Origin of the sequence: Butyrivibrio proteoclasticus P6B7, from assembly GCF_000622085.1 — a bacterium.
Taxonomy (GTDB): domain Bacteria; phylum Bacillota; class Clostridia; order Lachnospirales; family Lachnospiraceae; genus Butyrivibrio; species Butyrivibrio proteoclasticus_A.
In genome coordinates this window covers 96,947-118,678 of sequence record NZ_JHWL01000010.1, presented here as the reverse complement: position 1 = coordinate 118,678, position 21,732 = coordinate 96,947, and the positions used below count along the sequence as shown (strand labels likewise).

Genomic DNA, 21,732 nt, shown 5'->3' with positions numbered 1-21,732 from the left:
TTACCCCTTGTTAAAAGATCTTTTTAACACCGTCAGAATAAATCACATAAATGGCAGTCAGGTCCTGGTTAAGGAACACAACCTTGGACTGTGAATAGGTCAGGTCGAAGACGTCAGTCATAACCTGCTCGATTGTGGCGCTGCTGTTGTAGCACTGGAAAAGCACGCCGTCCTTGGTGTAGTACATATATCCTGTGTCCACGCTCCATGCGAAGTTGTGGCTATCGTCACTGCTGTATTCGTCGATGCCCTTCTCGATGAGCTCGCCTGTGCCGCCCATTGGCATGTAGTACAGGTCGCCGTCTGTGGTCACGTACCAGATTTCCTCGCCGTTGTAGTTGCCAAGAACCTCGCGCACGTACACGTCATCCACCAGTACAGTCTCGGTAAAAGAGCTATCTCCATCAGAATCAGCTCTGAAAACCTTGCCGTCAGCGGCGTAGATAAATGAAGTGCCCTCTGTATCGCATAAAAGGATGGTGTCCACCTGAACAAGAGATCTTGGAAGGTCGATGAAGTCGTCCCCAAGCTTGTTCAGAATGTATGCGTTACCGTTGGTGCTTGCAATCAGAACATCTGACATGTCCTCAACATCCAGGAGCAGGCCGCCAAACTGTGAATAATCGTTGATCATGTAATCTGTAAAGATAGAGTGGAACTCGCCTTCAAAGACTGTTAGCGGATTTTCGAAGGTGTCGCTGCAGAAATATGTGCCATTATCAGTAACTGCGATGATCTCTGTGCAGTACTTGTTGGTGTAGTGGTGCTTGATCTCGCCTTCGCAGATGAGAGTCTTTGTCTTGGTAGCTCTTTCGTATCTATAAAGACCTTCACTCTCGGAATCCCAGTAGTAAACGATCTTTGCGTCATTTGAAACAGTGTAAGGAACCGCAATCTCATCAGTTACGCGGGTTGTCTTAAGGTTGTAGCCTGCAACGTAGACAGCGTAACCCTTTGAGTTGTTCTTGGCATAAGAAACTGTCTTTCCATCAGGAGAGATGCAAGGTGAGTTTGCAACAACCTTCTTGTCCACAAGCTCGCTGGCACCTGTCTTTGTGTCGAACAGGTAAAGGTCACCCTCGGTGTGATCGTCGTTTGTAGGCATTACATAGAAGAGATGTCCGCCGTCATGGGCGATATCGCAGCATGTAGCTCCAGGCGCGAACTCGATCATGGCAAGATCCGCATTAAGGTAAAAGAACTGAACCGTTGTTGTATCAAGAATCATGGCCTCAGTGCAGTCTGCAGTAAATGTAATACCGTAGCTGTGGCCAATAATATCTGTGTTCACGTTTCCAGCCTGGTTGACGAAAATTCCGCCGCCCAAGTCTGTGATCCAATCACCAGTGAAGTAGTTAAGGGATCCTGTGTAGACTTCAGGAGTCTTACCCTCGGAAACCTGCGCAGTCTGTGAACTTGTGTCCTCAGCAGTTGCTTCCTCTGTGGATTCATCCTCGCTGCCGCTGTTCTTATCTTCCTCCTCAGCCTCTGTAGTTACGTGAGTTGCTGGAGTGATTGGTGGATTGTCGTTGCTTGCCAGGTCAGTTGCCTTTTTAGCCAGCATTACGAATGCTCCCACGCCGATTCCCACGATCAAAAGAGCTACAATAATAATGGCAAGAACCGTTGGCCATACCTTGTCCTTCTTCTTTGGCTGCTGAGCCATGTTGTTTGGCATGTATGGTGGGCGATTTGGTATGTTTGGCATACCTTGAGCTGGCTGTGGCTGGCCATTGTTCATTGGCTGGTTCATGCCATTGGTTGGCTGGCTGTTTGGCATGCGCTGTGGCTGGCCATTTGGCATCTGGCCGTTGTTCATTGGCTGACCCGCGTTATTCATAGGCTGGCCAACATTCCCATTAACTTGCTGATTAGGCATTGGCTGGCCGTTGTTTACTGGCTGGTTCATGCCTGGTGCAGTCTGACTGTTATTCTGTGCCTGATTCATGCCATTTGGTGCATTCTGTACAGGTCCATTCTGAACTGGTACGTTCTGCATGCTTGGTCCATTCTGGACTGTAGCACTTGGCATGCCCTGAGTTGGCATTGGCTGGCCGTTATTCATAGGCTGCATATGTGCTGGCCTCTCAGCTCTAGGATCGTATGGTTTTCCAAAATCTTCATCAGGGGCTGGAGTCCCGCAGAATTCGCAGAATTTCTGCCCTGGTTTAATCTCTTTTCCGCAATTACCACAATTCATACCTTTGTCCTCTTTCACTGAAATAAAATTCCCTCAAACATGCCTATTATATACTATTTATCGTGCATATTAAAGAGTTTGGCGCATGTTTGCGGATAAGACATAATGAATCATTGACTCTTATCCGCAAACATATAGTGGGCTAATTGTGGTTGCGGATAAAATATCATGATTCAGTAACTTTATCCGCAAGTTTTTAAATAAAAAATGGGCTTTCACAAAGTCTTGCGGATAAGAAGATTGATTCATCATTTTTTATCCGCAAATTTATCATATGCACAAATAGTCTGAGATTAGATTTGCGGATAAGGCCTTTTGATTCATTACATCTTATCCGTAACATCATCGAAAACCTGATTTTTAAAGCCCAAAACTTGCGGATAAAATGTACTGAATCATTATTCTTATCCGCACATGCTCCAAATCGGCCAATTTCCTCCAATAAAGTCATAAAAATTTGAATCTACCAAGTGTTTTGCGCTATCACAGTCATAGAATATCTTTGTTAAATTAGCATAAACACTAACAATAAACCGTCCAGAAGTAGTAGAATATTCTTATACAAGTGTATTCACGTCAACATTAAGGAAGGAGATTACCTATGGCAGATTCAAGAAGTGATTTGATCAATCAGTTGGCAGCAAGCATGGGCGCAGGCGATTATGCCAAGACCAGGTTCGAGGAATCACGCTATGATGCAGAGACTGGAACTCTGTACTGTGATGGCTACGTAATTTCTAAATCCGTAATTGATGAGGCAGTTCAGCACTTCAAACTCATGCAGAGCAAGTGCGACATGAACGATCCTGCTTCCAGACACATGGCGCTCATCTACAAAACTGCTTTGGAAGGCATTAAGAAACTTCGAGAATCAGACGCTAAGAATCCATCATAACCACTAGGACAATAACAAGCTCTTTTAACAAGCCACAACATCTTGTGGTTGAAAAAATATTTCAGGAATATATTGACACCCCACATACAAAGTGGTAATATCATTTACAAGATAAAAGGGAGTAGCGGAACACCTTAAATGGTGGTCTTGAAACCGTCAACCGAAGATTTTTAATCTTCCGTATCAAGTGAGACTGCAAGACTTTTATCGCAACAATTAAATGTTTGCGATAAGGGTCTTTTCTTTTTCTCAAAAAACAAACCCCTTCACAACCAAGAAAATGGAAAGTTACTTATCGCAAACGCCCTACGGGTAACCCCCGAGAAAGCGAGGCATCGTTATGCTATTTGATTTTGTAACTTATTTACCTATTTTCGCACTGATCCTTGTGATCATCATGGTCATCGTGGCCGGTTATGTAAAGGCTCCTCCAGACAGAGCCTTCATTATTTCAGGTCTTCGCAAGAAACCACGTATCCTCATCGGTCGTGCTGGTGTTAAGATTCCTTTCTTTGAAAGAGTCGATAAACTTTATCTTGGACAGATGACTGTTGACATTAAGACAGAGCAGTCAGTTCCTACAAACGATTTCATCAACGTTAATGTTGACGCTGTTGCTAAGGTTCGTATTGGTCAGACTCCTGAAGCTATTCAGCTGGCTTCCAAGAACTTCCTTAACAAGAGACCTGAAGAGATCACAATGGACCTTCAGGATTCTTTACAGGGTAACATGCGTGAGATCATTGGTACACTTGCTCTTAAGACCATTAACACAGACCGTGACAGCTTCTCAGATCAGGTTATGGAGAAGGCTTCAAAGGACATGAACAAGCTTGGTATCGAGATCCTTTCTTGCAACATCCAGAACGTTACTGATGAGAACGGCCTTATTAGTGACCTTGGTATGGACAACACCGCTAAGATCAAGAAGGACGCTGCTATTGCAAAGGCACAGGCCGACAGAGACGTAGCTATTGCAAAGGCTGAGGCTGACAAGGCTGCCAACGACGCTAGAGTTATTGCACAGACAGAGATTGCTGAGAAAAACAACGCTCTTGCTATCAAGCAGGCAGAACTTAAGAGAGAAGCCGACACAGCAAGCGCTGTTGCTGACGCTGCTTACGAGATTCAGACACAGGAACAGCAGAAATCAATCCAGACAGCTACTGTAAACGCTCAGATTGCTAGAGCAGAGCGCGAAGCAGAACTTAAGCAGAAAGAAGTTATCGTAAAACAGCAGGAACTTGCTGCTGAGATTGAGAAAAAAGCTGATGCTGAAAAGTATCAGGCTGAGAAAAAGGCTGAGGCAGAGCTTCTTCAGAGACAGAAGAAAGCTGAAGCTGCTAAGTACGAGCAGGAGCGTGAGGCTGATGCTAGAAAAGCAAGAGCTGAAGCTGATCAGTACGAGAAGGAAAGAGAAGCAGATGCTCAGAAAGCAAAGGCAGAAGCTGAGAAGTACGCTGCAGAGCAGATGGCAGCTGGTATTAAAGCTAAGTACGACGCAGAAGCCGCTGGTATTGCTGCAAAAGGTAAAGCAGAAGCTGAAGCAATCAAGGCTAGAGGTATTGCTGAAGCGCAGGCCCTTGAAGCTAAAGGTCTTGCAGAGGCTCAGGCAATGGAGAAGAAGGCAGAAGCTTATAAGAAGTACAACGGCGCTGCAATGGCTGAGATGATGATCAAGGTAATGCCTCAGCTGGCTGCAGAGATCGCAAAACCTCTTTCTTCCATCGACAAGATCAACATTTACGAGACTGGCGAAGCTGGCGAGAGCGGTGCTTCAAGAATTTCAGGAAACATGCCTATCGTTATGAAGCAGGTATTTGACACAATGTCAGAGGCTACAGGCGTTGATTTCGCTGAGATCATGAAGGCTAACACCTATGATGCTAAGGTTAATAAGAACGTTAATTTCAGCGGTGTTCCAGAGGTTACAGTTGCTGGAACTAAGGATACAAGCGCAGCTGACGCTGGTCAGGTAAAAGAGCTTGCATCTGACAAGAAGTAATCGAAAACATACTCGGCAAACATTTTTATCAATAATCAATAATCTATAGGGGCTGGCAAAAGAGCTAGCCCCGCCAATTTCATAAAACGCAAAGAACAAAGGAGCTCTTCATAATCTATAGGGGTGTGGGGAGCTCTTTTTACATGGGGAGGGGAAGCTGTGGATATGTGGCGCGGATTAAAGATGGCACGTGGATAAATATAGGCAAATACTACAATAAAAATCCTGGTATGGGGTGATATATGCGATGAAAATGTGCATTTAATATAATATAATGTTAGTAGTAGATAACTCCTGATCTAATAATTAGAGAAACAGGAGATTTATTTGTTATTAATAATAGCTATCTTAAGTAGTAATACTAAATAAACAAATGTATTTACAGGAGATATTATGACATTATCATCAATACTGGAATTCTTAGAAGGAACCAGCGATATCGCAGTATCCATCAGACTTGTAATCGCCACATTGTTTGGAAGCCTTATAGGATGGGAGCGAATTGTAAAAAGACATAGCGCAGGAATCAAGACATTTGCGCTGGTGAGCCTGGGCTCTGCAGTTGCCACATCCCTGAACCTGTACTTGGCTATGATACCGGGACTTTCCGCGGATACAAGCCGTATTCCAGCGGGCGTAGTAAGTGGCATCGGTTTCCTTGGCGCTGGAACTATCCTTGTTACCGGACGTAAGCAGATCAAAGGACTTACAACAGCAGCTTCTCTCTGGGTTGCATCCTGCATGGGTATGGCCATCGGCGGCGGATACCTGATCGTGGGAATTGTTTGTTTCCTTCTTGTAATGTTGGCCAACATGATCCTGATGCACATCAGTAACGTGGTTGAGAACCACAGCAGATACATGAGTATCTACATCGAAGTTGAGAAGAGCCACGGCGTCCCTAAGCTTACCAAGAAGCTATCAGAGGCAGGCTTTGTCATCACCAGCATGACCAAGAGCAAGGAGAAGACCCTTCAGGCCACAGACGCAGCTCTGATCATCGACCTGACCCTTGAGAAAAAGAGACCACACCAGGAAGTGCTGGAGTTTTTGAGTGGGCTGGAATTTGTAAACTATATAGAAGAGATTTAAATGTGTACCGATTCTCAGATATGGGAATCGGTATTATTTTGCGCAACAATATCTTCTACATTTCTAATCTGATATGCACCATATGCATTTTAATTCACAAAAAAATAGATTTTATACAATAAGTATTAACATATGAATTTGTATGTGTTATGATTTTTCTCAGGTTTGATTAGCATTGTCTAACATGATCAGAAGATGAATAGTCATGATGATGAACATGCATATTATCTGGGCTGATGGCGATTGTTGGACAACAAGATTCGGAGGAAAAGATATGAGCACAAGAATAGGTATTTTAGGCTACGGTAACCTTGGTAAGGGTGTTGAAATTGCAGTTAAAGAAGCACCTGACATGGAGCTCGTAGCTGTTTTTACAAGAAGAGATCCTTCTTCACTTAAGATCCAGACTGAGGGCGTTCCAGTTGTTTCAGTTAACGACGTGGCTGATTGGAAGGACAAGATCGACGTTCTTATTCTCTGCGGCGGAAGCGCAACTGACCTTCCAGTGCAGACTCCAGAGTATGCTAAGCTCTTCAACGTAGTTGACAGCTTTGACACACACGCAAGAATCCCTGAGCACTTCGCTAACGTTGATGCTGCAGCTAAGGACGGCGGCAACGTTGCAGTTATTTCCTGCGGTTGGGATCCAGGAATGTTCTCACTTGCTAGAGTTTACTCAAACGCAATTCTTCCAGACGGTAACGACTACACATTCTGGGGCAAGGGCGTTTCACAGGGCCACTCAGACGCAATCAGACGTGTTAAGGGCGTTAAGAATGCCAAGCAGTACACAGTTCCAGTTGAGAGCGCCCTGGAAGCAGTTAGAAGCGGCAAGAATCCTGAGCTTACCACAAGACAGAAGCACACAAGAGAGTGCTTCGTAGTTCTCGAGGAAGGCGCTGACGCAGCAGCTGTAGAAAAAGAAATCAAGGAGATGCCTAACTACTTCGCAGACTACGACACAACAGTTCATTTCATCAGCGAGGAGGAGCTTCTTAAGAACCACAGCGGAATGGCTCACGGCGGCTTTGTATTCAGAAGCGGCAAGACTGGCGCCAACAAGGAGCACAACCACATCATCGAGTACAGCCTCAAGCTTGATTCTAACCCAGAGTTCACAACCAGCGTACTCGTAGCAGTTGCAAGAGCTACAAAGCGCATGCACGACGAAGGCGCAAAGGGTTGCAAGACAATCCTGGACATCCCACCAGCTTACCTTTCAGAGTTAAGCGGCGAGGAGCTCAGAGCGCACCTTCTCTAATCTGTTAAAAGAGCTATCTAAATAAAACAAAGAGCACTAAGCCGGAAGGAATGGGCCTGGTGCTCTTTTTCGTTGGAGTCATTGGGGACGGTTCTATTTGACTCATTTTGCGCAACAAGTCAACGGGGACGGTTCTATTTGACTTATTTTATAAAATAAGTCAAATAGAACCGTCCCCAGTGACTTACAATAAGTCAAATAGAACCGTCCCCAGTGACTTTATGCCTGAGCAAGCATGCGTCCCAGGTCTTCGCACTGAGAAACAGCTGCGTCATCAGGTGCATTGTTGGCGATTACGCCCTCGCCGCCGATGATGGAAGCGCCTGCAGCCTTAAGTCTGTCCTGCCAGTCACGCATCCACTGGCCGTCGCCCCAACCATAGGATCCAAAAAGAGCTATCTTTTTACCACTACATCTTGTCTCATAAGTCTCCATGAATGGCTCAACTGTGCCTTCTTCAAGAACCTCAGCACCCATAGCTGGGCAGCCGAAGGCAATAACAGAATCATTAGCCACATCATTAACACTTATAGAATCAAAGGTAAGCACCTCAGCCTCTCCGCCAGCGCTCTTAACTCCATTAGCCACAGCGTCAGCCATAGCCTGTGTATTTCCACTTCCACTCCAAAAAACAACCTTAACTTTACTCATACCTATTTCATCCTTTCTGGGTTTAATTTGAAAAAAGTTGTAATGTACCCTTGAAAAATAAGTTAGCAGATGCTAACATATGATTCAAGAGATTTACCTGATAATAAATCTCAAACACATGCGAACCAGAATCCATCACGACCCGACGTTATTCGGGATTTATTTTTGAGCCAAGGTTAGCTATTGCTAACGGCAATAACGACAAAACATAAAGATATAGAAGATAATTAGTACAGGTATTGAATATCAAAGAAATGCTATTAGCATCATATATTCAGATTTCGAATTGACCAACGCATCAAGGAGGACACACTAAATGGGGGACCAGCTACTGATCAGACTTTGCTCACCCACCCTTGCCGGCCTTAAGACCGGAAATCTTTTTACCGTCGATTGTGACGACAGGCAGAAATTCAATAGTGAAGTCAGGGGATTTAACGCAAGGCTCCTGTCCAAGGGCATCCGCATGATCCCTGTTAAATACTGGAAGGGCCACGTGCTTATCTACCTGTACAGGCCAGATCTTTTAAAAAGAGATTTCTCCAACCAGGAAGTGTGCAAGATCCTGAAGGAAAAAGGCTACTCATACCACAACGCAGACCGCTGCGTAGCTGAGCTTGCAGACCACCTTAAGCAGGACGCATCCTTCCCCCACGAGATAGGTCTTTTCCTGGGGTATCCGGTGGCGGACGTGCTGGGATTCATGAAGAGTCCTGAAAAGGGCGTGAAGTACACAGGCTTCTGGAAGGTGTACAGTGACGAGGCTTCGGCCCTTAAGACCTTTGATCAGTACAAGAAATGCACAGAGATATACAGCAGAGCCCACCAGAACGGCAAGACACTGGAGCAGCTGGCAGTGGCCACTTGATGGGGCATAGACGACACGACATGTTTGAGAATAATTGACAGCAGAAGGTAGATATACTCAGACGATATAGAGGAGACAATCATGAGTAACGAACAGATAATAAAGGCACTTAAAGATAGCGGCATGCGAATCACCAAGCAACGCCAGGTGGTGGCAGGGGTCATCGCTGAGAACGACGGCGCCAGCTGCAAGGACATATGCTGCATGGCCCGTAAAAGAGATAACTCCATCGGAATCGCCACTGTTTATCGCATGATCAAGACCCTGGAGGATCTGGGTGTCATCGAGAGAATCGACATGATTCGTCATCATCGCTAATATATAAAATCAGACGATGTATTAGAATAATCAGGAATAATGAAATTCATTTGATCATACAAAATCTTTGCATCAAAAAGAGCCGCTGGGCCAGAAATACTGGACCTCAACGACTCTTATTTTTTTACCATATAAACATAACACTGAGCCAGCGACTAATCACCAGATTACTTGCTAACCACAGAATAATTCACGATTTCTCCGCTAACCATCTCTTGGATGAGCTCATCAAATATCTTTTCCGCCTCGGCAGAATCAAAGTTTGAATAATCCCCGCCGTCATCTGAATTGTAGTAATAGGTTGCGTTTCCGTTTTCATCATAGAGTTCGGAAACTTCCTCCATCACCATCAGCTTGCCGTCTGCGATTGCGTACTTGCACATCCAGTGATGGCCGCCGGTGTAGAGGTAGCCATCCTTCACAGTAATCGGATAGGCTGTGCCGTCGCTGCTTACTTTGCCCAGCTCGTAAGGGCCGTTGTCGCCGTAAGCAAAAATCACAGAATCGATGGCGGCCATGTTGCCGTCCAGATTGTCGTAACAGCCGCTGCTCACCAGGAGGACGTCGGTGCCAGTGATTGTAACATTGGCGTAGCCCATGCCATCAGTGAGCTTCTGGTCCACGATCTGAGTGAAAGTATCGCATCCTGTGATGTCGATCTCGATTGCTGAGTAGTCAGGAGCGTTTGCGCCGAACTGCTTCTCGGGAGCGTACATCTGATCTACCATTGCGATGATGTCAAAGCCGTCAAGGTCCGCAGCCTGTGCAGAAAGAGAATATGCATAGCCTGTCTCAATGTCGAACCAGTTGCAAACATCGATATACTCGCCGTCGCCCACGTATCTGTAGGACTTGTAAGCCATTTTGCCGCCGCCCCAGTTGCTGAGCGTGCCTTCATCGGAAACGGTCCAGTCGTAGTACATTCCGGAGATGTCCACGATGTCCTCGCCAGCCACTGGCTGCATTCTTGCGGTGTAGGAAACGCCATCAAGTTCGAAGTCCGCCTGGATCATGGTGCCTGGAAGCACTGTGTTGTCAGCAACTTCATTCATGCTCCAGCGTACATTTTCTGCGCCTTCTGGGATTTTGAAAAGATTAGGAAACCTTGCATCGGCATCCTCTTCAGTGATGTCTGTCCAAGGATTGGCAAGGCCTGTAGTTGGCACGTCGCCTGCATCAGCGGAATTATCAGTGCCTGCCTCGGTAGAACTCTCTGCTCCAGCCTGTGTTGAAGCGCCGCCAGCAGCCTGTCCGCCTGCGCCAGAGCACGCAACCAGAGAAAGAGTCATGATTCCAGCCAGAACCAGCCCTAGATACTTCTTTTTCATATTTCTTTTCCCTCCTCATAAACACTTGTGATTAGTGTTAAAAGAACTATGAAAAAATGATAACACGAATTTGCACCTCTGGGGCGTTGCTCGGTGGTAGTTTCACGGCTTCGCGGACCACAAACGCCGATGGGGAGCGGCACTGTGGCAATTGATTAAAAAACTATAAAATCATTCCACAAGTTCAATCAAGTACAGAAACTAGTAAATCTGAGCTATAGAAAATCCCCCTAACAAGTGCTAAAGTGGAAACTGGAGTAAAAAACAAAGCAAGTGATTATTTTTTGTGACTGCGATATTTACTGGAATTATCACTGACAAATACTGCAGATAAATGTCACATTAGCAATAATAAGTATTTCAACAACGGAGGCATAACATGAGCGACAAAAAGAAATTACTTCAGGACTGCATGGACAGAGCAGTTGCTGCTAAAGAAACCGCCGGCGTAAGCTACATCTTCCTTCAGGACGGCAAGGAGGAGAGCTTTGGCTGCAGCGGATTTGCGGACATCGAGAAGGGAACTAAGATGGACCGCGATACAATAGTTCACCTTTACTCACAGTCTAAGCCAATCACAGGGGCAGCAGCCATGACCCTTGTGCAGGACGGCTTCATCGACCTCTACGAGCCAGTGGGCAAGTATATAAAGAGCTTTGCAAACCAGACCTTCCTTGCAAACGGCAAAGTACTGCCAGTTCCAAGTGACAGACCGGTTCTTATCAAAGATCTTTTGAACATGACTTCAGGCCTCGTATATCCAGGCGAAGACTCCCTGGCCCAGGTCAGAACCGGCTACCTCATGGACGAGATGATCGACAAGCTTCACGGAGACCCAACAAACATGGTTTCCACCATGGAGTTTGCAGAGCGTCTCGGCGAGATTCCGCTTAACTTCGCACCAGGCATGCACTTCCAGTACGGCACCAGCGCTGACGTTCTCGGCGCAGTGATCGAGAAGGTTTCTGGCATGAAGTTCTCTGAATATCTGCAGGAGAAGTTCTTTGATCCGCTGGATATGAAGGACACCGCGTTCTTCGTGCCTGAGGAAAAGAAATCTCGTCTCGCCCGCCCATACATCGTCAAGGACGGCACACTGACTCCTTACTACGGCGACAACCTTGCCATCAGAAACGACGGCGGCGTCAATGCCTTCGAGTCAGGTGGAGCAGGTCTTTTCTCAACTCTCGATGACTACTCCCACTTCGCAGCAATGCTGATGAATGGTGGAACCTATAATGGAAAAGAGATCCTTAGACCAGAGGCAGTGAAGTTCTTCGGAACTGGCCAGCTCACAGACTACCAGCAGAAGGACCTTGAGTACTGGAACGGCCTCGAGGGCTACAGCTACAACAACCTGATGCGTGTCATGGTAGAGCCCTCAAAGGCAGGTGTCATCGGCAACAAGGGTGAGTACGGCTGGGACGGCTGGCTCGGAACCTTCTTCATGAACGACCCTGTCAGCAAGATCTCTTTTATCATGTTCACACAGATTACTGATTACGGCACAGGCCATATCACAAGGAAGCTTAGGAATATCGTGATGTCATAATGGCAGAACATGTATAGATACTGAGATGGCATCAGCAATATATATTCCAGAATGATATTGGAATAATGAATCCCCGGGAATGCGGATATCACCGTGTTTTCGGGGATTATTATTTGTGAATCAGGCATTTCATGTGCGCATAGCAATCTATTATTTATTGCTACCAATTATAGCAACAGTCGAGAGGTAGCTCTTTTGACAGGGTGCTAAACTGATGGTGTATTGGGAATTACGAAGTATGGGACTGTGTGTAGTCCTGGAAGCTTCATGGTATTGGGAGGCAACAATGAAGAAGACAAAGAGCCTGTGCGCCATCTTGGCCACAGCGATTTTGATGGCTGGCTGCACCGCCGGTCAGGGAAACAACGGGGAGGAAAGCAGCATGAATAGTGAAGATATGATTGTGGATGGAATGATTCCAGAGATGGATAGCACTGAAGAGGGAGAAGGAGGAATCGGCACTGCGATTGCACAGGAGCAGTCCTCAGTGGAGCTTGAGACCGACGATTCAGATTCAGCAAGCATCAGCGACAAGATTCCCACCAAGTACGTGGATCTTCGCGTCACCGACTGCGGAACCATCGAGGACATCACCTACACCACCAAGGATTATTACGGCGACGAGCACGAGATCACCAAGAGTGCGCATGTTTACTTGCCTACAGGCTACAGCGAGGACAAGAAGTACAACGTTCTTTACCTTATGCACGGTATCGGCGGCGACGAGAACGAGTGGGGAATGACCGGCGCTGGCTCCAAGGTAAAAGAGATCATGGACAACCTGATCTACTACGGAGACATCGAGGGCTTCATTGTGGTTACCCCAAACGGCAGATCTGGTGCGGACTTCGGCAAGGATGCTTCTGACTATAATTCTTTTTACTGCTTTGGAAAAGAGCTAAGAAATGATTTGATACCTTACATCGAGTCCCACTACAGCACCTATGCGGACTACAGCGAGGACGGCTATGATATGAGCGCTTCCAGAGAGCATAGAGCGATGGCAGGTCTTTCCATGGGCGGCATGCAGACCATCAATATCGGCATCGGCGAGTGCGTAGATCTTTTCTCCTACTTCGGAGCTTTCTCTGCAGCACCAACCAGCAACACTGCCAGCAAAACCGCATCAATCCTTGCTGATAACACTTATCCAATCGACTACTTCTACAACATTTGTGGAAAGAGCGACAACGTGGCCCTTACCAGCCACTCCGCTGCAGCCAAGACACTGCCTGCCCTCTGCGACCAGTTTGTGGACGGCGAGAACTACATGTGGCAGGAAGTTCCTGGCGGACATACTTTCACCGTGTGGTACCTGGGATTCTATAACTTCGCACAGATTGCGTTTAGTAAGTGAGTGAAGTTAGCTTGTTATGAGCAATTGCTAGTGAATTGTCACATCTGGTTGTGAGCAAAATAGAGTAGATTTGAATTATGTAATTGATGTTAACCCACAAAGGCCAGGCAGGCTTTTGTGGGTTTTTGAATTAATTATTTTTTAATGCAACATATTGCCATCCTCATCTGTTTACATATAATGGAGATAATTTGTTGAAAAAAAATAGTACGGGATATAAAACATAATCTGAAGATGGCTGGTATTATGATCAACAAAAGCAAGAACTAGGAAGAGAGAGTCATGAATAAAGTTAAAATACAATTGATTGAGAATGCGATGATCTTTGGGTGCTTTATAATTGCTGCATTCATATTTGGTAACGACCTGCTACAGAAGAATTCATACGAGGCAGGAGAAGTAAGGTATATTCTTGATACAGAAGGGAATATTATAAGTTCTCATCCAAGTACAACTCCCTTAAATACAGAATCTTATCCTAACATAGGATACACTTATGAGAATAATTGGGGTGAATCTAGTGGATTATACAGAGTTCAAAGTGGTAGTTATGATATAAACACAGATGAAGAGAGCGGATCTTTGGACTATTTATCCAAAGCAGAGTACATACACTCTTTCTGGGATGATTTCTGTTATCCATCGACCAAGAATTATGCCATTTATAAAATGATAGACGGAATAATAAATGGATTCCCTCGTACCAATTCGGTGGAATTAGGTAATAACTCCTTTTATATGGATGATGGTAACTTGTTTTTGTATGACATAAAAAGTGGGAATTATGGAGTAGCTGATTTACGTGGGAATTGGCTATTATCCCCGGAGTATCAGAAAATTGATACAAGTCATACAGACAAGGGAATTGTAATTGTTGAAAATGACAAAGGTTATCAGAGACGAATTGGAGTAACAGATCTTGATTATAATGTTCTAATTGAGCCTAAGTACGAGTTTATAGATTTCTGTAATGATTATATCTTTGTTAGTAATTATGAAAACTACATAAGATATTTTGCCTTATATGACTATAATGGAAACGCAATAATAGGTCCTGATTATGGCGATATCGTTTTTTATGATAGTTTTATGAAGGTAGAGATTGATAATACAGATGACATGAATCTTTCTGATTATGTAGATGAAAAAGACAGATATTACGGAATATATGACTACGAAGGAAATGCAATACTTGAGCCAATATACAGAAGTATTACAATTGGCGAAGGGACGGATACACTTATTGTAGAAGATCAGAACTCCCAATATAGACTTCTTGATTTTGAAGGTAATGATATTCTTGGAGATTACTACAAATATATAGAATGTATCAATCAGGGAGAAGGCAATGAACATCAATATGTTTTTATAATTGAAGATCAGGATGAACATTATTATTTCTGTGATAAAGATGGAAAAAAACTATCAGATGAAATTTTTGATTATGTAAAAGACATATTTGGTTCAGATGATCTATATATTGCAGGACGTGATGATAAATATGGACTGATTGACTGCCTCGGGAATATCAGACTTGAGTTTAAGTATTCCGAGCTAGACGATTTGCATGAAGATTCAGCATATATGGTTGCAAATCTGGATGGAAAGGCCGGAGTGATCGATGTTTCCGGAACGACTATTATCGATTTTAATTACAAATCAATACTAAGTTATAATTATGCTACTAACAAAATGGGTGATAAATATATTGTAATTACCGAAGATGATAGGATTGGTGTAGTGAATACTCAAAACGAGATATTTATTGAGCCGGAGAGTTATTCTTTGTTCGATGGCGAATATAAGTATACTTCTGATGATGAGATATTATATTTTCAATTTGATGATCAAAAATGGGTAATTTTGAAACCTGATAGCCTTCCGGTTGAATTCCATTTTGGTGAATTAAAATATCTGGGAGGAGGTCTCTTCCTTGGTAGAAATTACTCAGGATATAGTGAGGTTAAGGGTTTTGTAATTGATTCCAGCGGAAATATTGTTTGGGAATTCGATGAATTTTCTTATGATGTCGAAGCAACCATGGTTGAAGGTAAGCCACTACTGGTAATAGCAGCTAAAGATCGCTTAACTATTATGTATGATGGAAATATAGTAGCTGAAGAAAATTATGCGATTGATTTCATTGAAATTAAAGATAATAATTTGATTGCTGTATGTCCAACTGATTCAAGCGGTTACAGGATATATAACTATAAAGGAGATTACTTGGGAATTGATTGTAATATTGGTACAAGTACAGAAATAAAAGGATATTATGATGAGTCTTCAGGATTGTATGGTCTTCGTGATAAATTCGGTAATATAGTGCTTGATTTTGAATATGAATACGTTGAAGTATCTAAATACATTAACTATCACAATGTCAAAGAAGGGGGAATGATGGCTGTCGTCAAGACCAATGGTAAATATGGAATAGTTGATGTTAATGGAAATTGGATATATGAGCCTCAATTCGATTGGGCATCTGTATCAAATGGAGTTATTCAGGTGACTTTACGAGAGGGGCAGGAAATAAAAAAATGAAAAAAGTTTCTGATTTATTATCAAAGTGTATTTCACTTATGTATGCCATATGTTTTCCGCTTAGTTTTTGCCTTTTTTTATATCTTAGTGTTGCATATAAAGGAAATATGCTGTTTGGATACGTTATAGATATTGTAAAGATAATAGTAATATTGCTTTTTGCGAACAACGTGCTATTTATGTACGAGGCAGATGAAGATGCCAAAAAATCCAGTAAATATTTTGTAATTCTTGCCGGTATTATTCTTCTAGAATTTGTGTACACCGTATGCATGCATGGCAAGTACAATTACGGAGGGAAGAACATAATTGTAATATACATGTTCTTTTTTGCAGCGGAGTTTATTGTTGAGACAATCGCTTTTGTTAAGCTGATTGGCGAAGCTTATGGTGGTTTCATGATTCGTTTTGGTATTATTACTTTTTTGGTCATTACTTTTGGACTGTCATTATGTATCTCATATACAGGGTGTAGATCAGGTTTGCCATTAGTGGTAATTGTATTGCTAATACTATTAAGGGATATTATTAAAGGTCATTTCTTGATCAAGAGTGTGATAATGCGTAAACATGAGGTCAGTCATGATAAAAACTAATTGAATTGTAAACAATCAGGGCCTGCTCAGTGAGCAGGCCCGTTTACGTGATGATTTATTATTTTGTCATGAAGTTTTGATCACAATATTTTTTCCCGAAAAAGCCATTCCTATCTTAAGGATGTCTTTGATACCATTTTCTTGCATTTCAGTAGCATAGTTCTTGCTATTGATCTGCTTTAGCGCTGTGCCGGCCAGTGATGTAAGGGCTTTGTTGTCCAGGTTCTTGGCCCATTTAAGTTCGATGATAATGCCAGCATGCTTCTTATTCTTGGGTGTGAGGCTGATATCATATCTGCCATCACCAGACTCGCGATTGGACATAATACTGTATTGATTATCCATAAGAGCTATCAGACCAAGTACAAGACCGTGGTAGAAGCCTTCTGTACCTGCGTCATAGAAGCTGATTGATCTGGTGAGGTATTCGCTTATGGACTTTTGTAACTTGTCAGTGTCGTTAGCATAAAGGCTTTCAGCAATCATATTGGCGGTAGCATTATTGATGGCACCGATGTTTAACAGGTATGACAGAATCTCGTTTTTATAAACTGCGGAGATTTCTTTGTTAGGGATTGAAACCTCGCAAAGGTAAGAACCATCTGCTTGTAGCGTTTTTTTAATAACTTTAAGGTAGCCTGCTACAAGAAGAATACTATATACATTGGCTGGGTCATCTGCTAAAGATCTGTATACAGTTGTCAGGTCAATTTTGGCTACAACACTTTCACCCTGAAGAAGGGAGAATAAGTGATCATTTATTTCTTCGGATGCTATTTTTAGAACGTCTTCAAGTATCTCATTTCTTCCAGTGTTCACCCAGTATGCCTGAGGCTCACAGTTCTTTGAAACATAGTTTATTACGGACCATGGGTTATATATTTCTTTATTTCCGAAAATGTAACCATCGTACCAACTCTTTAGCTCTTTTTCCTTGTTAGTACAGTCGTAATGAGACATTATCTGATGAACTTCATCATATGTAAAACCAAAATACTGGTCGTAGTCAGCATCCAAAACTGAATTGACAGTAAGGTTGTTGAGGCCGCTAAATATACTCTCCTGGGCTATTCTAAGTATTCCTGTAAGGAAGCCATAGGAGAGATACTTGTTATCTTTAAAGGCTCCGGAAAAGAAATTACGCATGAATCCAATTATTTCATCATAGAAATTCTTGGAGTAACCTTCTTGGATTGGCGTATCGTACTCGTCGATTATGATGATAGGATTGATTCCATGATGAGTGAATAGCATGCGTGAAAGATTCTCGAGGGCAGATGATAATTCAACTTCATTGGCTGATCCGCTAAGGATCTTGTTATAATAGTCGATTTCATATCTTGCTAATTTGGAACTGTTTGCCAGTTCTATGTGGCGACCGAATTCAGTCTGAAGGAGACCACTTATTTTGGATAAAGTTGCTTCCCATGTCTGGAATTTGACATCTTTAAAGGTTAGGAAGATTACGGGATATTTGCCCTGATGACGAGTATAATTTTCACCACATTTCCAGATGGCTTTATCCTTGAAGTAAATACTTGTGTCTTCATTTGATAGCTCAAAGAAGACTCTGAGCATGTCCATGTTAAGCGTCTTACCAAATCTTCGCGGTCTTGTGAAGAGTGAAACTAATGGCTTGCTATCAAGAAAGTCTTTAATGAGGAGAGTTTTATCAACATAGTAGTATTCCGATTGCGCTCTAACGTAATCAGAAATGCCTATTGGAAGAGGCTTTTTCTGATCGCTGTTTTCTTTTAAGTATTTGCCTGTTGAAATGCGCTTATCAGAAGGCTTAGTGGCATCATCTGGAATTTGCCACTGCCTGCCTTGCTTGTGCGCACCGGGTATTTTGCCAAGACTGCACATGCTTATAATTGTGCGTTCAGATAATCCCCATTCAATTGCGACTTCTTTAACGGTTTTCATGGCAGGCTTCTCCTTTTACTTTCCTAGCTATATTATAGATAATCTTCCGCAATATATCAAACCAAAATTGACATATTGCGGAATAATATCAAATTAAAACTGATATATTGCGGAATATTATCAAGGAGAATAATGGTAATGTGCGGAAAAATATCAAATGATAGTTGATATGTTGCCATTCTTGTTTGTTTACGTATAATAGAATGCTTTAGCTACATATTATAGAGATATGCTTAAGAGGCACTGCGAATGCGGTGTCTCTTGTTTTTTGATTTGAGCGTATGTTTATGGATGAGCAAAGGGGATGTCTTGTGAGAAGGTTTTTTCTAAAAAAATAGTTTCCAAGGGAAATTACGGTAAAATAAGAAAAATGTCCATTTTTTCTGTATTTTCAAACAGGATAGCATAAGGGAATTTACGGGAAAGTGAGAAGAAGAGCGGATTTCTAAGATAACAAACATGTATTATCAATTGAGCGATCACAATCAAGGAAATCAGAGAAACCACTACGGTAAAATTTGAAAAAAGGGCGATTTTTCTGTATTTTTGGCGAATCACTCTTTCGGAACGCTGTCGAAACCGAAACTCAGAGACTAAATTTGCGGATAAGGGACTATGAATCATTACCCCCTATCCGCAAATCTATCTCAACCACCACTCCATAATAAAATTTGCGGATAAGAGTCCATGAATCATTACCCCTATCCGCAAATCTAATTAATTCCAATACTCACAAGCCATTGCCGCTAGCCATCTCATCTAGCCAGCACAAGCTACATATCTCACTACGTCATCAAGCCAGCGTCACGCACTACTCCAGCGCCAGCAATCACTCCAACGCGCCCTGGATATCCGCAATAAGATCCTCCTTATCCTCAAGTCCGCAGGAGATTCGGATAAGGCCAGCTGGGATGCCAGCTGCTTCAAGCTGCTCGTCTGTCATCTGGCGGTGAGTTGAAGTTGCTGGGTTAAGGCAGCAGGTGCGGGCATCTGCAACGTGAGTCTCGATAGCTGCTATCTTAAGCTTCTTCATGAAGCTCTCTGCTGCGGCTCTTCCGCCTTCAAGCTCGAAGGAAACAACACCACAACCGCCGTTAGGCATATATTTTTTAGCAACTTCATAGTACTTGTCGGATTCAAGACCTGGGTAGTTAACCTTCTTAACCTTAGGGTGCTTCTCCAGGAACTGAGCAACAGCAAGGCCGTTCTCAACATGCTTAGGCATGCGAACGTGAAGTGACTCAAGGCCAAGATTCAGAAGAAATGCGTTCTGTGGAGACTGGATGCATCCAAAGTCACGCATAAGCTGGGATGTACACTTAGTAATGAAAGCGCCCTCCTTACCAAACTTCTCAGCATAAACGATGCCGTGGTAGGAATCATCAGGAGTTGTGAGGCCTGGGAACTTGTCTGCGTGAGCCATCCAGTCAAAGTTGCCTGAATCAACGATAGCTCCGCCAACGCCAGCGCCGTGGCCATCCATGTACTTAGTTGTTGAATGAGTTACGATATCTGCACCCCACTCGATAGGTCTGCAGTTAACAGGTGTTGGGAAGGTGTTGTCCACGATAAGTGGCACGCCATGTGCGTGAGCAACCTTAGCAAACTTCTCGATGTCGAGAACTGTAAGAGCAGGATTAGCGATAGTCTCGCCGAACATTGCTCTTGTATTATCCTTAAATGCAGCATTCAGCTCATCTTCAGAAGCATCAGGTGAAACAAAAGTAACCTCAATGCCCATCTTAGCCATTGTTACAGCGATGAGGTTGAAAGTTCCGCCGTAGATTGAAGAAGATGCCACGATATGGCTTCCGCACTCGCAGATGTTGAACAGCGCAAAGAAGTTAGCTGCCTGTCCGGAAGAAGTAAGCATTGCTGCGCAACCGCCCTCCAGCTCTGCAATCTTAGCTGCAACATAATCATTAGTAGGATTCTGAAGTCTGGTGTAGAAATATCCAGAAGCCTCCAGATCGAAGAGTTTACCCATATCCTCGCTGGTGTCATACTTGAAAGTTGTGGACTGAATGATCGGAATCTGTCTTGGCTCTCCATTTCCTGGTCTGTAGCCAGACTGCACGCACTTGGTTCCTATTCCTTTGTTTTTCATACTTTATATAATCCAAACCTTGTTGGATCATTCCTTTCCCCCAGAATCCTGAGAATTTTCTAGATATGTGGATGTTAAAAGAGCTAGCTCTTTTACCCACTAAATCATTGTATCATCAGCAGAATATTTGTAAATAAAAACTGATGGCAATTCGATTGACAAATATATCAAAAAAGATATATTGTAAAATTATAGGAGAGTATCGTTATGGAACAGGCTTATAAGCGCATAATGGCAAATATAAGAAGTAGGCGTAAGGAACTTGGATTAACACAGACTCAGCTTGCAGACAAGTGTGGTATCAAACAGTCTAATTACAGCAGAATGGAATCAGGAAAGCAGATGCCCAGTCTCGAGACACTTATGACAATTCTGTATCAGCTTCACATGGATATGGATTTTGTTCCTGTAGACTACTATGTTTATGACGTGATGAACAAGGATGAGCTGGTATGCGTCGTTGAACTGTCCAAGGATAGGAAGAAGATTAGATTTGATAAGAAGATACCAGATGGCCTGTCACAACCCTTTTGTGGTGAGAAGCTTGACCTTGAGCGATTTTATTCGTTCTTGAAAAGCAGATGCTATGAGGATGGCAGAGCAGATCTAAAAGAGATATTAAAGCAGGCTCACATGACATCTAACAATCCATACGAATTTATTAAGCTGTCACATGGTGTGAATTATTCAGATACTTTCTGGATTAAGATGCATGATGAGAATTTGTCGTGGGAGGACGTAAGAGTAATATGAAGAACTATACATTGAGCCCACAGGCCATGGTCATGATAGCAGGAAGTTCTATCGGAACCCAGCCTAAATACTATGACAATGGCTACTGGTACAAAGAAAATCAAATGGGATACGAAGGCCTTGCAGAGCGCTTGGCTTCTGTGGTTTTGTCATGCTCTAATGTGAAGTCTTATGTTAGGTATGAAGAGTGCACTATCAACAACAGACAGGGATGTAGATCCAAGAACTTCCTTGATAAGGGATATACATTCATAAGCTTCCAGAGATTATGTAAGTAAA

At 43.2% G+C, this 21,732-nt stretch carries 17 protein-coding genes; 12 read left to right on the top strand and 5 right to left on the bottom strand.

Features of this window, described 5'->3' with window-relative positions; genetic code table 11:
* Window positions 1-10: 10 nt before the first annotated feature.
* Window positions 11-2,200: a hypothetical protein gene (locus tag T541_RS0108875; protein WP_026652391.1), complete on the bottom strand. Its 2,190-nt coding sequence runs from the start codon at window positions 2,198-2,200 to the stop codon at window positions 11-13.
* Window positions 2,201-2,801: 601 nt separating this feature from the next.
* Between T541_RS0108875 and T541_RS0108870 the strand changes: the two genes are divergently transcribed.
* The 4 genes from T541_RS0108870 to T541_RS0108855 all read left to right on the top strand — a co-directional run bounded on the left by T541_RS0108870 (window position 2,802) and on the right by T541_RS0108855 (window position 7,453).
* Window positions 2,802-3,095 (top strand): hypothetical protein, encoded by a 294-nt coding sequence (locus T541_RS0108870; protein WP_026652390.1) that lies wholly within the window; start codon window positions 2,802-2,804, stop codon window positions 3,093-3,095.
* A gap of 340 nt (window positions 3,096-3,435) precedes the next feature.
* The gene (locus T541_RS0108865) at window positions 3,436-5,100 is read left to right on the top strand and encodes a flotillin family protein (RefSeq protein WP_034466592.1); all 1,665 of its coding nucleotides are present in this window, start codon (window positions 3,436-3,438) and stop codon (window positions 5,098-5,100) included.
* Window positions 5,101-5,493: 393 nt separating this feature from the next.
* On the top strand, window positions 5,494-6,192 hold the full coding sequence (locus T541_RS0108860) for an MgtC/SapB family protein (RefSeq protein WP_026652388.1): 699 nt from the start codon (window positions 5,494-5,496) through the stop codon (window positions 6,190-6,192).
* Window positions 6,193-6,466: 274 nt separating this feature from the next.
* Complete coding sequence (locus T541_RS0108855) at window positions 6,467-7,453, top strand: diaminopimelate dehydrogenase (protein WP_026652387.1); 987 nt, start codon at window positions 6,467-6,469, stop codon at window positions 7,451-7,453.
* Between the two features lie 219 nt (window positions 7,454-7,672).
* On the opposite strand, the gene T541_RS0108850 is transcribed toward T541_RS0108855, so the two are convergent.
* A complete protein-coding gene (locus T541_RS0108850) occupies window positions 7,673-8,104 on the bottom strand; it encodes a flavodoxin (protein WP_026652386.1) in 432 nt (143 codons plus the stop codon).
* Window positions 8,105-8,420: 316 nt separating this feature from the next.
* Between T541_RS0108850 and T541_RS0108845 the strand changes: the two genes are divergently transcribed.
* The gene (locus tag T541_RS0108845) at window positions 8,421-8,972 is read left to right on the top strand and encodes a DUF3793 family protein (RefSeq protein ID WP_026652384.1); all 552 of its coding nucleotides are present in this window, start codon (window positions 8,421-8,423) and stop codon (window positions 8,970-8,972) included.
* An 81-nt stretch (window positions 8,973-9,053) separates the two neighbouring features.
* A complete protein-coding gene (locus tag T541_RS0108840) occupies window positions 9,054-9,290 on the top strand; it encodes a Fur family transcriptional regulator (protein WP_026652383.1) in 237 nt (78 codons plus the stop codon).
* A 167-nt stretch (window positions 9,291-9,457) separates the two neighbouring features.
* On the opposite strand, the gene T541_RS0108835 is transcribed toward T541_RS0108840, so the two are convergent.
* Window positions 9,458-10,618: a hypothetical protein gene (locus T541_RS0108835; RefSeq protein WP_026652382.1), complete on the bottom strand. Its 1,161-nt coding sequence runs from the start codon at window positions 10,616-10,618 to the stop codon at window positions 9,458-9,460.
* A 379-nt stretch (window positions 10,619-10,997) separates the two neighbouring features.
* Between T541_RS0108835 and T541_RS0108830 the strand changes: the two genes are divergently transcribed.
* The 4 genes from T541_RS0108830 (at window position 10,998) to T541_RS0108815 (ending at window position 16,667) form a co-directional block, all read left to right on the top strand.
* A complete protein-coding gene (locus tag T541_RS0108830) occupies window positions 10,998-12,170 on the top strand; it encodes a serine hydrolase domain-containing protein (RefSeq protein WP_026652381.1) in 1,173 nt (390 codons plus the stop codon).
* Window positions 12,171-12,456: 286 nt separating this feature from the next.
* Window positions 12,457-13,527, top strand: a complete 1,071-nt coding sequence (locus tag T541_RS19255) for an alpha/beta hydrolase (RefSeq protein ID WP_051538170.1) — start codon at window positions 12,457-12,459, stop codon at window positions 13,525-13,527.
* Window positions 13,528-13,809: 282 nt separating this feature from the next.
* Entirely contained in the window at window positions 13,810-16,071 is a 2,262-nt protein-coding gene (locus T541_RS0108820; RefSeq protein ID WP_026652380.1) for a WG repeat-containing protein, read from the top strand.
* A complete protein-coding gene (locus T541_RS0108815; protein ID WP_026652379.1) occupies window positions 16,068-16,667 on the top strand; it encodes a hypothetical protein in 600 nt (199 codons plus the stop codon). The genes T541_RS0108820 and T541_RS0108815 overlap by 4 nt, the downstream gene beginning before the upstream one ends.
* A gap of 66 nt (window positions 16,668-16,733) precedes the next feature.
* On the opposite strand, the gene T541_RS0108810 is transcribed toward T541_RS0108815, so the two are convergent.
* Window positions 16,734-18,593: an AAA family ATPase gene (locus T541_RS0108810; RefSeq protein ID WP_026652378.1), complete on the bottom strand. Its 1,860-nt coding sequence runs from the start codon at window positions 18,591-18,593 to the stop codon at window positions 16,734-16,736.
* Between the two features lie 829 nt (window positions 18,594-19,422).
* Window positions 19,423-20,700 carry an O-acetylhomoserine aminocarboxypropyltransferase/cysteine synthase family protein gene (locus tag T541_RS0108805; protein ID WP_026652377.1) on the bottom strand — a complete coding sequence of 426 codons (1,278 nt, stop codon included), beginning with the start codon at window positions 20,698-20,700 and terminating at the stop codon, window positions 19,423-19,425.
* A gap of 207 nt (window positions 20,701-20,907) precedes the next feature.
* Here T541_RS0108805 and T541_RS19250 point away from each other — a divergent pair, with 207 nt between their 5' ends.
* Complete coding sequence (locus T541_RS19250; RefSeq protein WP_034466590.1) at window positions 20,908-21,453, top strand: helix-turn-helix domain-containing protein; 546 nt, start codon at window positions 20,908-20,910, stop codon at window positions 21,451-21,453.
* Entirely contained in the window at window positions 21,450-21,731 is a 282-nt protein-coding gene (locus tag T541_RS0108795; protein WP_026652376.1) for a hypothetical protein, read from the top strand. Before T541_RS19250 ends, T541_RS0108795 begins: the two co-directional genes overlap by 4 nt.
* Window position 21,732 lies beyond the last annotated feature (1 nt).

Coding starts and splice junctions, on each gene's coding strand:
- T541_RS0108875 (WP_026652391.1), bottom strand. CDS start 2,200: ATGAATTGTGGTAATTGCGGAAAAGAGATTAAACCAGGGCAGAAATTC.
- T541_RS0108870 (WP_026652390.1), top strand. CDS start 2,802: ATGGCAGATTCAAGAAGTGATTTGATCAATCAGTTGGCAGCAAGCATG.
- T541_RS0108865 (WP_034466592.1), top strand. CDS start 3,436: ATGCTATTTGATTTTGTAACTTATTTACCTATTTTCGCACTGATCCTT.
- T541_RS0108860 (WP_026652388.1), top strand. CDS start 5,494: ATGACATTATCATCAATACTGGAATTCTTAGAAGGAACCAGCGATATC.
- T541_RS0108855 (WP_026652387.1), top strand. CDS start 6,467: ATGAGCACAAGAATAGGTATTTTAGGCTACGGTAACCTTGGTAAGGGT.
- T541_RS0108850 (WP_026652386.1), bottom strand. CDS start 8,104: ATGAGTAAAGTTAAGGTTGTTTTTTGGAGTGGAAGTGGAAATACACAG.
- T541_RS0108845 (WP_026652384.1), top strand. CDS start 8,421: ATGGGGGACCAGCTACTGATCAGACTTTGCTCACCCACCCTTGCCGGC.
- T541_RS0108840 (WP_026652383.1), top strand. CDS start 9,054: ATGAGTAACGAACAGATAATAAAGGCACTTAAAGATAGCGGCATGCGA.
- T541_RS0108835 (WP_026652382.1), bottom strand. CDS start 10,618: ATGAAAAAGAAGTATCTAGGGCTGGTTCTGGCTGGAATCATGACTCTT.
- T541_RS0108830 (WP_026652381.1), top strand. CDS start 10,998: ATGAGCGACAAAAAGAAATTACTTCAGGACTGCATGGACAGAGCAGTT.
- T541_RS19255 (WP_051538170.1), top strand. CDS start 12,457: ATGAAGAAGACAAAGAGCCTGTGCGCCATCTTGGCCACAGCGATTTTG.
- T541_RS0108820 (WP_026652380.1), top strand. CDS start 13,810: ATGAATAAAGTTAAAATACAATTGATTGAGAATGCGATGATCTTTGGG.
- T541_RS0108815 (WP_026652379.1), top strand. CDS start 16,068: ATGAAAAAAGTTTCTGATTTATTATCAAAGTGTATTTCACTTATGTAT.
- T541_RS0108810 (WP_026652378.1), bottom strand. CDS start 18,593: ATGAAAACCGTTAAAGAAGTCGCAATTGAATGGGGATTATCTGAACGC.
- T541_RS0108805 (WP_026652377.1), bottom strand. CDS start 20,700: ATGAAAAACAAAGGAATAGGAACCAAGTGCGTGCAGTCTGGCTACAGA.
- T541_RS19250 (WP_034466590.1), top strand. CDS start 20,908: ATGGAACAGGCTTATAAGCGCATAATGGCAAATATAAGAAGTAGGCGT.
- T541_RS0108795 (WP_026652376.1), top strand. CDS start 21,450: ATGAAGAACTATACATTGAGCCCACAGGCCATGGTCATGATAGCAGGA.